The sequence below is a fragment of the Halomonas sp. BN3-1 genome, assembly GCF_003056325.1.
Lineage (GTDB): Bacteria > Pseudomonadota > Gammaproteobacteria > Pseudomonadales > Halomonadaceae > Halomonas > Halomonas litopenaei.
Map to the genome: position 1 here is coordinate 133,961 of NZ_PYVV01000005.1, position 13,595 is coordinate 147,555.

General features: G+C 64.7%; 5 protein-coding genes. 1 reads left to right on the forward strand and 4 read right to left on the reverse strand.

From position 1 onward, the window contains the following. Nucleotides 1–10 precede the first annotated feature (10 nt). A complete protein-coding gene (locus C9F12_RS08770) occupies nucleotides 11–1,063 on the forward strand; it encodes a glycosyltransferase (RefSeq protein WP_108448617.1) in 1,053 nt (350 codons plus the stop codon). 458 nt (nucleotides 1,064–1,521) lie between these two features. Here the strand turns inward: C9F12_RS08770 and C9F12_RS08775 are convergent, their stop codons facing one another. The 4 genes from C9F12_RS08775 to C9F12_RS08790 form a co-directional block, all read right to left on the reverse strand. Next, nucleotides 1,522–2,865: an aminotransferase class I/II-fold pyridoxal phosphate-dependent enzyme gene (locus C9F12_RS08775; protein WP_108448618.1), complete on the reverse strand. Its 1,344-nt coding sequence runs from the start codon at nucleotides 2,863–2,865 to the stop codon at nucleotides 1,522–1,524. After that, nucleotides 2,862–10,367 (reverse strand): type I polyketide synthase, encoded by a 7,506-nt coding sequence (locus tag C9F12_RS08780; RefSeq protein WP_108448619.1) that lies wholly within the window; start codon nucleotides 10,365–10,367, stop codon nucleotides 2,862–2,864. Before C9F12_RS08780 ends, C9F12_RS08775 begins: the two co-directional genes overlap by 4 nt. After that, entirely contained in the window at nucleotides 10,364–11,977 is a 1,614-nt protein-coding gene (locus C9F12_RS08785; RefSeq protein ID WP_108448620.1) for an LTA synthase family protein, read from the reverse strand. Before C9F12_RS08785 ends, C9F12_RS08780 begins: the two co-directional genes overlap by 4 nt. A 103-nt stretch (nucleotides 11,978–12,080) precedes the next feature. Then, nucleotides 12,081–13,343, reverse strand: a complete 1,263-nt coding sequence (locus tag C9F12_RS08790) for a capsular biosynthesis protein (RefSeq protein WP_108448621.1) — start codon at nucleotides 13,341–13,343, stop codon at nucleotides 12,081–12,083. Between the last annotated feature and the right edge of the window lie 252 nt (nucleotides 13,344–13,595).

The window sequence follows — 13,595 nt, forward strand, 5'->3', positions numbered from 1 at the left end:
GGCGATCATCATGGCCAGGGGTTCTGGCATTTGCGGTTCTCGCTGGCTGTTGCTGAGTGATGGGGCTCTGCCCACCGAGGACATCTACTTCATGGCGACGGCTGCGCCCTGGCTTCGCTATGCAGGTGCGACAGTGACTCGCCTTGATACCCGTCGGTGGGCGTCTCCTCTGCTGTGCTGGCCCTGGCTGGATCGCACCTTGGCCGGGGCACAGATCATCGTTTGTCGAAGCCTGTCCGAAGCCTGGATCGATCTGCTCGAGACGCGACGAGCTCAGGTCGCCAGCGTGCATTACCTGCTGGATGATGATCTTGATGCTGCCGCCAGGGATCCTGGCTTACCGATGGACTATCGTGAGCGTATGGGGTGGGTGTCGCGCCGGATTATGCCCAGGCTGCTGGCCCTGGCCGACGAAGTCGTCGTACCAAACGAGGAGCTGGCGGCACGAATCAGGCCGCGCCACTCCCGGGTGGTGACGCTGGCACCTGCGCTGCTTTTTTCCCCGGAGATGGCCACCCCCGAGGCAACATCGACGGGATGGCGATTGGGTTACCACGGTACGCGGGCCCACCGGCGGGATCTGGAGCAAATCAGCTCGGCACTGATCAGCGTTCTCGAGGCCCACTCTGGACTGATGCTGGAAGTGGCAATGGGGCGCTACACTCCGCAATCCTTGCGTCAGCATGATCGTGTGGGCGCGCTCGCCCCCATGGCCTGGCATACCTATCTGAGGCACTTGAAAGGATCGCGGTTGCATCTGGGGCTGGCTCCCTTGTGGCCGACAACGTTCAACACTGCCAAGTCCCATATCAAGTTTCTGGAGATTGCCGCCATGGGTGGTGTGGGTCTCTTCAGCAGGCGTGCCCCCTACAGCAATATCGTGTGCGACGGGGAGGATGGACTGCTGGTCGATGATGATCCCGCGGATTGGCAGCGCTGCCTCGTCCGGTTGCTGGAGTCTCCACAGGAAACCCATCGCATGGCCCAACGGGCGCTGGAAAAGGCCCGGGATATCGGCAGTGCGGCCCACCACCATGCCTTCTGGAGTGAGCGTCAGTGCTGAAACAGACAACAGTTTCCAAGGGAGCAGATGCTGTATAGACAACAGTGATTGGTGCTTTCTTCTCTCCATCTCTCCTTCCTCCCCCCTTCCTTTCTAACCTCCTTCCTTCCTTACTTCCTCTCTCTTCCTCTCTCTTCCTCTCTCTTCCTCTCTCTTCCTTATCTTGCCCTGCTTCCTGTTCTTTCATTGAAGTATCCCTATCCCTATCCCTATCCCTATCCCTATCCCTATCCCTATCCCTATTCCCTCTCCGCATCCTTGGCCGCCGCTCGCTATCCGCCTTGGAGGTTGGACTGCCTGCAAGGGAGTCTAGGCTCTGTCCGAAAAGTCGACGAGCGAAGGTTAGACAAGGCAAAAATCGGTGAGAAAGCACAGTTTACGGGGTGTAAATGAGCATTTTGATCCGATTTTTAACGCCGTATTACCGAGCGCAGGCACTTTTCAGACGAGCCGTAGCGTTAATCTGAGTTGATCAGCCTTTCCAGGGCCGACAGGGTCTGATCGATCTGGTCCGGCTGGTGCTCGCAGCTGACAAAGAAGCGCAGCCGAGCGCTACGTTCTGGCACTGCAGGGTGCAGGATGGGTTGCACATTGATACCCGCCGCCAGCAACGTATGGGACAGCTTGGCTGCCCTGGCGGAGCTGCCGAGAATAAGTGGCACGATGGCATGTCCCTCGCTGCTGCCGGTATTCAGCCCCAGGGACTGGATACCGTCCAGCAGACGTCGAGCGTTCTGCGTCAGTCTGGCGGTTCGCCAGGGCTCTTCCTGCAGCACTTGCAGAGCGCGGCGTGCTGGTGCGGCCAGTTGCGGTGCCAGCCCGACGCTGTAGAGAAACCCTGGCGCAAGGTAGCGCAGCGTATCCACCAGTGCTTGGCACCCGGCGATATAGCCTCCGCAGGAGGCAAGGGATTTGCTCAGGGTGCCCATCCAGATGTCTACATCTCCCGGAGCCACTCGGCAATGCTGGTGAAGACCTAACCCGGTTGCCCCCAACACGCCAAGCGAGTGGGCTTCATCCACCATCAGCCAGCAGTGGTGCCTGCGCTTCACCTCAACGAAACGTGCCAGGTCCGGGGTGTCACCGTCCATGCTGTAGTGGCCTTCGATTACCACCAGTACGCGCTCGAAGCGATCGCGATGGTCGAACAGCAGACGATCCAGGGCTTGGGCATCGTTGTGGGGGAAACTCATGCGAGTGGCGCCGGATACGCTGGCGCCCACCACCACACTGTTGTGGATCAGGCTGTCGTGGATGATCAGGTCCCTGGTGCCCACCAGCATGGCGATGGTGGAGACATTGGTAGCGTGGCCGCTGACGAAGGCGAGCGCATCATCACTTTGGTAGCAGTGCGCCAGCTCACGCTCCAGGGCCCCGTGGAAGGGGCGTTCGCCGGCGACAATGCGACTGGCCGATACCGAGGTGCCGTAGTACTCGATCGCCTGATGGGTGGCGTCCAGGACACGTCGATCGCCGGCCAGGCCGAGATAGTCGTAGTTTGCAAAGTTGATGACGTCCTGATCGCCGAGTCGGCTGGTAGCCCCCGCCCTACGCTGATGACAGCGAAAGAAGGGGCTGGTGATACCCAGGGAGTCCCCTAGCGTCCTCATCATGGCGATGCGGCGATAGCCTTCGAGGCTGCGGAAGTCGGTGGTTGTGACGAGTGTTTCGGTCAGCGGGTAGTGCTCTGAGGTTGAAATAGCGCAGTCGATGGGCGTTGCCTGGGCATGACGAGCGCTGTCGATCGCCCTGGCCTGATTGAGCAGGCGGTCTTTCAATGCCTTCCGGTCGTCGGGATTCATGTCACCTCCCGTGCAGGAGCAGGAGGGGAGACTGCGTGGCGGTAGGCCAGCGCAGCATGGTCGTCGGTTGCATCGAGCTCGGGGCTTTCCAGCAGGTCGCAGATCAACTGGGTAGTGCGATGCAGGGTCGCGGCGTCGGCGAGGGCCAATGCGGACACCTTCACGCCAAGCCGGGTCTCGATGGCCGATACCAGCTCGACGGCCATCAGCGAATCGAAGCCGAACTCGGAGAGCCTGCGCCCACTGTCGATGCGTTCCGGGTCCAGCATCAGGATGCTCGCCAACTGTCGACGCAGGATGGCTTCGACGGCCTTGCGGCGGGACGATTCATCGAGCGCCGATAGATCGAGGTCGTCGTTGCTACTTGCCTGGCGGTCCGCTTCATTGGAGTTCTGGCGCAACTCGATAAAGCGCCGCTGGATGAAGCCATGGTCGATGGCACCGATGACGGCGGCGTTGCTGATGCCTGCCGCGAGTGCTCGTTCCAGCGCGTCCAGCACCTGCTCTGCGCTCAGCTGCCCGCCTCCCATACGCTGGGACAGGGCCTGACGCTTGGTCTGGTGACGAGCCAGAAAGCCGGTGTCCTCGATGATGCCCAGGCTCAGGCAGGTGGCGGGTTTCCCCGCCTGACGGCGCCGCACGGCCAGCGCTTCCAAGCCCAGGTTGGCCGCCACATAGGCGGACTGCCCGGGGCTTCCGAACAGGGTGGTGGCCGAGGAGTAGAGCACAAAGTGCTGCAGGTCGTGATGGCGGGTCAGGCGGTCCAGCAGGATGGCGCCCAACAGCTTGGGGCCCAGTACCGCGTCCAGCTGCTCGCGAGTCAGCTGTCGCGCGAGGCCGTCTTCGATGACGGCGGCGGCGTGAATGACGCCACGCAGCGGTGGGCGCCGGGAACCGCATTCCTCGATCAGTCCAGCCAGCGCCTGCTCATCGGTGACGTCCAGCGCTGGCGCTTCTACCGTGACGCCCTGTCTTTGCATGGCGGCGATAGCGGCACTGGCCTCCGGGCTGCTGACGCCCGAGCGACTCAGCAGCAGCAGATGGCGAGCGCCGCGCCTCACCAGTCGCTCTGCGCTGGCCAGGCCCAGGCCGGACAACCCACCGCTCACCAGGTAACAGCCTTCGGTATCCAGTGCCATGCAAGTCGGATTGGTAGAGCTATTGATGGTGTTTCTCGGACCGCCATGCGGGTGCATAGTGGTCTTGGAGGCTGAGCCTGTGCGGGGTGTGTCAGGAGAAGGACTGGCAGCGGCTGAAGGGTGCGTCACGATGATCTTGCCGATATGCCGCGCCTGCTGCATATGGCGGAAGGCCTCGACCACTCTGGTGGTCGTGAAGGTGGTATAGGGCAGGGCGCTGAAGGCGCCCTCGGCAAAACGGTCCATGACCTGTCGGAACAGTTGGCGGGCGAGCGCGGGACGATGTGACAGCAGTTGATCGGAGTCGATGCCGAAGTAGCTCAGGTTGTGACGGAAGGGGCGCAGCCCCATCGGGGTATCCTGGTAGAAGTCTCGCTTGCCAAGCTCGAGAAAGCGCCCGAAAGGCGCCAGCACACGCAGGTTCTGGTGGATGGCGTCGCCGGACAGGGAGTTGAGCACCACATCGACACCCTGGCCATCGGTGTCTGCGAGGATCTGTTCGGCGAAGGCCAGGCTGCGTGAGTCGTAGCAGCGCTCGGCACCCAGCAGTGTCAGCAGATCACGCTTGTGCGGGCTGCCGGCGGTGGCCAGCACTTCAGCCCCTCGCCACCGGGCCAACTGTGCGGCAGCCAGACCGACACCGCCGGCAGCGCCGTGTATCAGCACCCGTTCCCCGGGCGATAGCCGAGCCAGATGCTCGAGGCTGTACCAGGCGGTGAGAAACGCCGTGGGCAACCCGGCAGCGGCCACCGGGTCGAGACCTGACGGCACCCTGGCCAGCGAGTCGGCCTCGACCACCAGGTGGTTAGAGAAACAGGCCGACCCCAGCCCGACCACCGGGTCACCAAGATCGAACTGGGTGACCCCTTCGCCCAGCGCCTCGACGATACCGGAGAACTCGAGCCCCAGGGTGGCGCCGGAAAAGCCCTGCTCGAGCGCCTCATCGGTGAGCACGCCGAGAGCATACATGACGTCACGGAAGTTCAGACCCGTGCCCAGGACCCTTACTCGGACCTGGTCCTTGGCGAGCGTCGACCGTGCCGGGTGGGCTCGCCACTGCAGGCGCGAGAGCTGACCGGGATGAGCGATTTCCAGGGTCACCCTGGACGCTACTCGGTCTGGCGTGGGGGGGGGTGTGAGCGCTGGCGGTGTGTCGGCGACAGGACGCACGCGCAGTGCCCGGCGATGTCCGTGGTGGTCGATGACCACCTCATCCTCGCCATCGTCGTGATGCAGATCCTGCGCCAAGGCCACCAACGCCGCTTCTCCCGAGGCCAGGTCGACCAGCCGCACACGGGTATTCGGCAGTTCGTTGTCGAGGGAGCGACAGCCCCCCCACAAGCCAGCCTGGTACAGGTCGATATCGGGGGTATCAGCGCCGAACAGCGCGGCGACATCGCGAGTCACCACGACCAGCGTCCCGTGGCGATCCGCCAATGTCCTTGCCCAGTCACCCAGTCGCTCAAGGGCATCCAGGCCCGCCTGGTGGGTCTCGAGGTCACCGCCTGTCTGCCGAGAGGGTACGGCGGCTCGCAGGTCGACAACTTGCGGGGCGACGACTTTCCGGGCACTCGGCGCTTGCTGCGCGTTCGAGGCGCGCGCTGAGGTGACCTCCGCAAACGAGGACGGGGCGGCAAGCGTCAACTCGAGATCATCGTATGTTACGCAGCGGGCAGCACCCGAGGACATGTGTTGCACAAGCCGCTCACCCAGAGCACGACTGGCAGCATCCACCACCAGCAAGGTGGCTGCGTCGCGCTGTGCAAGAGGCTCGGCCGAACCGGTCTCGGTGGTGGGGCGAGCGCTTGCCGAGGGCACGGCACTCAGCAGAGACGGAAGATGGGAGGCCTCTGTCGGGGGGCGCGCCTCGACGCTGAACCCGGCCTGGCTCAGGTGGCGGGAGATCGCCTCGACAGTGGCCGGTCTGGCGTCAGGACGCAGGGAGCCCAGCGCTCGCCACCAGCCTGTAGGGGGCAGGACCAGTATCAGCAGTTGCCCGTGCGGAGCCAGGCGCGCCGTGGCCTTGTCGATTGCCTCGATGCTGACTTCGAGATCCGTCGGTGTGCTCACCACCCAGGCCAGCTGGGCGCCGGGGGCGGTATGGAAGGGGGGCAGCGATGCGGCACCGTTGGACGCTTCGATCAGCGGTTGGGTGCGTTGGCGGGAGCCATCATCTGGGGGCAGGATGTCCACCATGAGGCGATCGGGGTCCAGTGTCTGGCTCAACGCCTCGCCCAACCGAGGCGCCGCGCATCCTGCCTCGACCAGGTGCAGCCGTTGTGCCGAGGGTAGCGTCGACAGGATCCGGGAAACGCTGGCGAGAACCTCGTCGTGCAGGGCCTGCCACAACGCTTCCGGGATCAGCGAAGCGGCGTCGAGGGTTAGTCCTTCGATGTGCTCGACCGAGCCCTCCAGCAGGCCGGGAAGATGCAGGCCAAAACGCCCGAGTGAGCCAAGTAGAGGGAACTGCCGAGGGTACTCCGCCAGCAGCAGGCGCCAGATATCGACCGCCGCAGGAGACGCTAGCACCTCCGAGGAGGTCTCTGTCGCGCCTGTCGGGTACTGAGCCAGAAGTCGACGGTAGAGTTCATTGTTGCCCCGGCCTTCGCCTTCGATATCGGGCCGAGCGGCGACGAAGGCCTCCTCGAGCCAGGCAACGTTGAGACGCTCGAACAGCAGGCTGAACTCCTCGAGGTCGCGCCCCACTGGGCCTGACATGATGCCGGCAAGGGCATTGGCCAGTCGCCTGCCTTCTTCGGCCAAGGGGGTAGGTACCAGTGGCGCCGGGGTCAGGCGGGTGGTCAGCCACTCGGTGGACGAGGAGGTTGGCAGGGCCAGTGGCGTTGTCGCGAAGCGGACTTCCTCGAGGGCAGCAACGCAACGATGGTTGCGGTACAGCCAAAGGTCCGCGGTGAAGGAGTGTGGCGAGCGTCGCGTAATGACGGCGCGGGCGTGGGTCGGTCGACCGGCGTCCTTGTCGAACTGCATGCGCGACAGGCGCACGGGCAGGTAGCCCTGCGTCGGCGGCGTCTGATCGTTGTTCATCAGTGGCAGGCACAGTTGCAGGGCGCCATCCAGCAGACCGGGTGGCAACCACCAGCAAGGAGTGTCTTCACTGACGGTGAACTCGCCGATGGCTTCATCGTCCTGGCACCAGATCCGGCCCAGGCTACGGTACTCGCCGCGGTAGTCGAGCCCCATCGACCTGGCGAGCGCCAGGTGGGCGTCGCTGTTTATGCAGGCCTTGTTATCCAGCCAGGTCTCGCCATCCAGGTGCTCCTCACTGGCCGGCACAAGCGGAGGGGCCGAACGCAGCAGACTGCCCTGGCAGGCAGGGGCCAGGCGGGCGCTGAGGTGTAACTGCCAGGCGGCTGCCGGGTCGAGGTCGCGTACCGTCAACTGGACACGCCCTTGGTCGGCCAGGGTGAGCCGCGCCAGCTTGCCCACAGAGGCGTCCAGCACCAACGGCGCCAGGATCTCCAGGTCGTTGATTTCGAAGATGGTGTCTGGCGACGAAGTGATGGCGGCGGCCAGTACCATCTCGACCTGCGCCGCTGCAGCCAGCACCGGGGTCTCCCCGACCCGGTGGTCCGCGAGAGCGGGCTGCGTGGCAACACTCAGGCGCTGGACCCACGTCGACTCGCCCGGGGCCTGGCGAGCCCCCAGCAGGGGATGTTCGTCACGCTGCTCAAGCGGGTTGTGACCCAGGCCACTTGGGCGGGTCCAGTGGTGGCGACGTTGCCAGGGGTAGGCGGGGAGTTCGATGGGGGCAAGGGGCCGCTCGAACCAGGGGGAAAAGCCATCCAGGGCTCCACTGAGCCACAGGCGTGCCCGAGCTTCGGAGAGTTCGTCCTGGCCCTGGCCCTGGCGTGTCAGGGTAGCGATATGCAGGACCTGATGCCCCCGCAGGCGACACTGCTCCTCGATGTATCGCTTCAACAGCGGATGGGCGCCGATTTCCACCAGCACCGAGTCGCCGCGATCGATCAGCGACTCGATGGCCTGGCGAAAGCGCACCGGCGCCCGCAGGTTTTGCCACCAGTAGTCAGCGCCGAGGGGGCGGTGGGTCTCGCCACCCTCGACGGTGGAGATCATCGGCAAGCGCGGAGATGATCCGTCCAGATCGGCAAGCGCCTCGAGTAGCGGGGTCTTCAAGCCATCCAGCAGTGGGCTGTGGAATGGGTAGTCCAACGCCAGGCGAAGGTATCGATGGCCCGTGGCCCGCAAGGCGTCTTCCAGTTCGGCCAGCGCCGGCAGCGGTCCCGCCAGCGTGACATTCCCGTCGCTGTTGTCCCCGGCCAGGGAAATCTCGGCGAAGCGTGGCTGTGCGAGCCAGGTAGCGATGGTGTCAGCGGAGCAGGACACCGCGGTCATGCCTCCCTGATGACGGATCTTGCCCTGCAGACGGCTGCGGTGGGCAATCACGGTCACCGCCTCAGCCAGTGATAGTGCGCCGCAGGCCCAGCCCGCCGCGACCTCACCGACGCTGTGACCGACCACCGCGGTGGGGGTGACCCCTGCCTCGTCAAGCCAGGCGGTGATCCCTACCTGAATCGCAAACAGTGCCGGTTGGGCCACCACGGTGTCTTCGAGCAGGGCCGGATCATCGCTGCGGGCCAGTACGTCGAGCAACGAGAAGCCGGCGATGGGCAGGAAGTGCTCATCCACCCGCGCGACGGTATCGGCGAAGGTGGGACTGGTCGAGAGCAGGTCACGCCCCATGCCAAACCATTGGCATCCATTGCCGGTGTAGACGAATACCGGCCCCCGGGGCGCATCCAGGCGTCGCTGGCGCCACACCCAGGGGGCGCTGCTGTGGGGAGCGGTCGTCGCGTCCTTCAGCGAGTCCAGGGCCGCCTTGGCCTCGTCATGGTCCCGCACCAGGGTCAGCGCCTGTTCGTTTAGGCGCTCGCGGTGGTGAACCAGGGTCCAGGTCAGGGCATCGAGGGCTGGCTGGTGCGTCTCGAGGTGGTCGCTTAGCCGACTTGCCAGTGCTGCCAGCGCTTCCTCGTCGTGGGCCGAGACAAGCAGCGGTAGCGGCTGCTCGAAAGAGACTCGTGGCGTCGGTCGCGATCGCACCAGTGACGGTGGCGGCGGCGTGGTCAGCACTACGTGGGCGTTGGCCCCCCCGAAACCGAAGCTGTTGATACCGACGGTCAAGGGGCCGCTTTCGGGGAGCGTCCGCGGTGTCAGCACCACGTCCACATTGGCCTCGTCGAGGTGCAGCTCAGGGTTGAGGCGGTCGACACCTATGGTGGCGGGGACGAAGCGCTGGGTCAGGCAACCCAGCGCCTTGTAGAGTCCGGCGATGCCGGCCGCTGTCTCCAGGTGGCCGATGTTGCTCTTGACCGAGCCGATCGGCAATGGGTGGTGACGATGTCGCCCAAGGGCCTGGCCGATGGCGGTGACTTCGATGGGATCTCCGACGGCGGTGCCGGTCCCATGGGCTTCCAGGTAGTCCAGTCCGTCGGGATCGATCCCCGCCCGGGCGTAGACCTCGGTCAACAGTTGGGCCTGAACCTGAGCGCTGGGTACCGTGAGTCCTGACTTGTGCCCGTCGGTATTGGTGCCGCTGGCGGCGACTTCGGCGAGGATGGGATCGCCGTCCGCGAGCGCCTGGTCGAGCGCCTTGAGCACGAAAATGCCGGCCCCTTCCGAGCGCACGTAGCCGTCCGCGTCTTCGCTGAACACGCGACAACGGCCTCGCGGCGACAGCATGCCGGCCTTGGAGAAGGCGACGAAGCCGAAGGGATGCAGGTGCAGGCTGACGCCGCCGGTCAGGGCGGTGTCGCATTCACCGGCGCGAATGGCCTGACAGGCCTGATGAAAGGCTACCAGGGAAGACGAGCAGGCCGTGTCGATGGCCATGCTGGGTCCCTTGAGATCGAACACGTAAGACAACCGATTGGCGGCGATGCTGAAGGTGTTGCCGGTGGCGAACAGATTGCCCAGAGAGGCCAGGTCGGCGGTATGCCGATAGGCGAAGTCAGGACTGGAGATGCCGATATAGACCCCGCAGCGGCTGCCGCGCAGGCGCGAGGGGGGGACGCCCGCGTGCTCGAGCGCTTCCCAGGTCAGCTCCAGCAGCAGGCGCTGCTGGGGATCCATGGTCGCCGCTTCCCTGGGAGAAATTCCGAAGAAGTCGGCGTCGAAGCCGCCGATGTCGCCGAGTGACCCGGCGGCGAAGGTCACGCTGGTACCGGGCGAACGACGGTCTGGATGATAGAACCGGCGCCAGTCCCAGCGCGATGCATGCACCTCTGTGACCAGATCCCGCCCCGCCAGCAGGCTCTGCCACAGGGTTTCTCCGGGGACTCCAGGAAAGCGGGTAGCGTTTCCGATGATGGCGACGCGCCTGGTCATAGCGGTTCCTTGCAATGGCGGTGGAGGGAGCGCCCGAGGGAGCCTGTGGCGACGGTCGTGGTCTGGCACCCGATGGTGTGGAGCAGTGCTTCGGCCAGTTGCGACAGGTCGGACGGTGGCTCCGGCCGTCGTGTGGTCTGGGGGCGGTTGCTCCAGATCATGAAAGGCGTTGTTCCATCGGGCTCTCCGTGCCAGCGATAGCTGGGAGACAGGATAGGGACGTGGTCGCCATAGGCGCACAACAGGCCCGGGCGCGATTGCCTGGTGAGGGTCGCCGCCAGGGCGCCGAGCATGGCGTCGGTATTGGCCAGGTGATGGAGATAGATATCGAGTTCGTGGGTCACGGCCATGGGGCGCGAGGCGTCGGCAGCGAGCCAGCGCAGTGGATCGGGCGCTGGCTCCAGCAGAAAGGGGCCATGGCTTTCCATGGTGATCACGAACACCATCAGTGGGCGCGGGTCTGGATCATCCAGGGCTTGTGTGACGCGCCTGGCGAGCTCGACGTCGGCGATGAAGGGGCCATCTCGACGGCAATGCCTGAAGCTTTCGATGTCCTCGAATGCCTGAAATCCCAGCCGAGGCATGACCTGGTCGCGCTGGTAGAAGTCAGCGGGGTAGGGGTGCAGCACCAGTGTGCGGTAACCCATGTGGGCGCAGGCACTGGCCAGACTGGGAACCGGCTGGCGGGACAGCTGACGATAGGGATTGAAGCGATGCATGCCCAGAGCATCCTCGTCCAGCCCGCACAGAAAGGCCGTTTCGCTGCGTATGGTGTTGGCGCCCCAGGCCGGCACCTTGAGGTAGCCGTGGGTGATGGACTGTTCGTTCAGGCGATCCCAGTGGGCGAGCACATCCCGGGGTATCTGGTCGTACCAGGGGCGTGGATCGAAGAACGACTCGCCCTGGACAATCACCAGGTGTGGCAGCGACTCCTGGGCGACCGGTAATAGCGGTTGGCGCAGGAGCGCTGGAGCCTGTGCGGTATCGATGGGGGTATCGGGGAAGCGAGCGTAGGCCCAGAAGCAGCTCCACAGTCCCAGGTGGTGGTGGTCTCGGCACGGAACTAGGGAGGCCGCCGGGAGGCGCCGCAGGCCAAGCCCCAGAGCAATGGCTGGCCCCAGTGCCAGGCCGCCCAGCAGCAGCGCCATGGAGGATAGGGAGAGCTGATCCAGCAGCCAGGGTTCGAGGAAGACGAAGGCCGACACCGCCATCAGGGCGGCGAGGCTGGCACCCAGGGCCAGGCCGATACCGAAGAACGGCAGGTAGAGCCTTGGATGTCGGATGGCATCGAGGAAGTACTCGAAGTCCTGCACCAGGAAGGGCTCCTTCAGGCTCTGCCACTTCGCTTGATGGCTGCGCTGCACCACCCATTGCAGGGTAAGCACCGTGGCCAGGGCCAGCGCACCTCGTTGCAGCACCGCTACGGCTAGTAAGTAGCACAGCCCCCAGGTGCCCGCATGGACCAGCCAGGGGGCCAGAGGGCGGTCGCGCCAGTTGCCCAGGCCTCGACAGCCTACAGCGTCCATGGCGAAGCTGAGTCCCGTGCCGAGGGGGAGTCCCAGTACGCACAGGATGAACGCCAGGTCTCGGGACGCGATCCACGTCAGCATCGGCGGTCAGAAAGAAGCGGGCCAGCGAGCCGAGCAGCTACGACGTGCCGCGAGTCGGCCCCTGAATCCGCCAAAGCCGTATCTGGCACGGGAAAAACAAGGGTCAGGCGGCGGCGGGCAGGCATGACAGTAACTCCTCCAGGGGCGAGCGTTCGGCGACGAGTCGCCTGGCGCTGTGGTGCACACCGAGGCGAATACCGAGGCGGCAGTAGAAGCTGCCGTTGAGCTGAACGGTTCGCAGCAGGGTGGTCCTGAGCGCCTGATACAGGGCGGCGTTCGGTGCCGGTGGATCGTGCCAGAAGCCCGCGGGGACCCGTTGCCGGCCTGTCGCCAGTCCGGGCATGGTGTAAATGGCTTCGCCCAGGGTCAGCAACGGACAGCCGTGCTCCAGGGCCACGAAACCGGAAGTACTGTTGACGGTGATGGCGCCAGTGGCGCTCGGCAGGAGGTGATTGAGGTCACCGCCCTCGATGAACAGTACCCGCCGGTCGATACCCAATTCCCGAGCCAGTCGGCGAGCGCGACGATGGTGTGCGCTGAGGCCGGGGTCGAGAGGGTGGTTCTTGATCAACAGACGTGTCCGGGCCGGTGCGTCACGAGCAAAGGACGCCATGGTCTCTTCGAGTACCCGGGCCATGTCGGGAAAGGGCGAGTGGCAGCGGATCTGGGCGTCGCTGTCCAGTTGCAGCAACAACACGAAGTAGGGCGCTGGCGCCGAAAGAAATTCCTTGATGCGGTTAGCTTCAAGGCCAGCCAGCAGGCGTTTTCGCGTCAGTTGCTGCGCATAGGCGGCGTACTCCCGGGGAGCGCTGACCGGGGCGTGGCCGCGATAGCCCGGGAACAGCAGAGGGTTGAGGACGCCTGCCAAATGGTAGATCACGTCGTGGGTGGCACGGGTCAAGAAGGGACTGATGCAAGGAACGGGAGGCTCTGCCGGCCCAAGACAATGGGCGGCCTCGAAGACCCAGGCCGGGTCCCTGGGAAAACGGGAACATCCGTTGACACCCTGGGGCTCCAGGGTGATCCAGTGGGGACGCAGGTAGCCTTCCTCGAATACATGGACCCGCAGCCGTTGACGCTCTGCGGCCTGAACAGCGAGCCGATGCAGAGGGCGCTGGTCGCCGAAGACCACCAGGTCGGAAATACCCCGTTGACCGAGAAAGTCATCGATCAGCTCGCCAAAGCCTGCGGCGTCGCCACGGTAGCGTTGACTCCCGAGGCGCCAACGATAGAGCAGGTCTCCACCACACAGGTCGAGCACATGAACACCGTGTCCCTGGTCAGCAAGGGTGCGAGCCAGTTGCGTGAAGAAGGGAGAGCATGGCCCCTGAAGCAGCAGAAACTGACGCGCCTTGAGCGGGGCCATGTTCAGACCTCGCGCCCATGCACAAGAGACGCCGGGCGTCGACTCAGGAAAAGAAATGAAGAAGCCATCATGCGGACGGGTGGGTTCCTGTGGCAATGAAGAGCATGGGAAATGATCGTTCTCAAGCACCGCTCAAGATCATTTTCCAGGCATTAGTTGAATGGGTCTTTCAGGGGTTACGAGGAACATAGCACGTGCCCCGCCGAGTCCGGCTGACGAACTTCGCAGCGTCGAGCCGGGAAAATGGAAAAC

Excerpts from the sequence above, each read along its gene's own strand:
- C9F12_RS08780 (WP_108448619.1), bottom strand. The coding sequence starts at position 10,367 with ATGACCAGGCGCGTCGCCATCATCGGAAACGCTACCCGCTTTCCTGGA.
- C9F12_RS08790 (WP_108448621.1), bottom strand. The coding sequence starts at position 13,343 with ATGGCCCCGCTCAAGGCGCGTCAGTTTCTGCTGCTTCAGGGGCCATGC.
- C9F12_RS08785 (WP_108448620.1), bottom strand. The coding sequence starts at position 11,977 with ATGCTGACGTGGATCGCGTCCCGAGACCTGGCGTTCATCCTGTGCGTA.
- C9F12_RS08775 (WP_108448618.1), bottom strand. The coding sequence starts at position 2,865 with ATGAATCCCGACGACCGGAAGGCATTGAAAGACCGCCTGCTCAATCAG.
- C9F12_RS08770 (WP_108448617.1), top strand. The coding sequence starts at position 11 with ATGGCCAGGGGTTCTGGCATTTGCGGTTCTCGCTGGCTGTTGCTGAGT.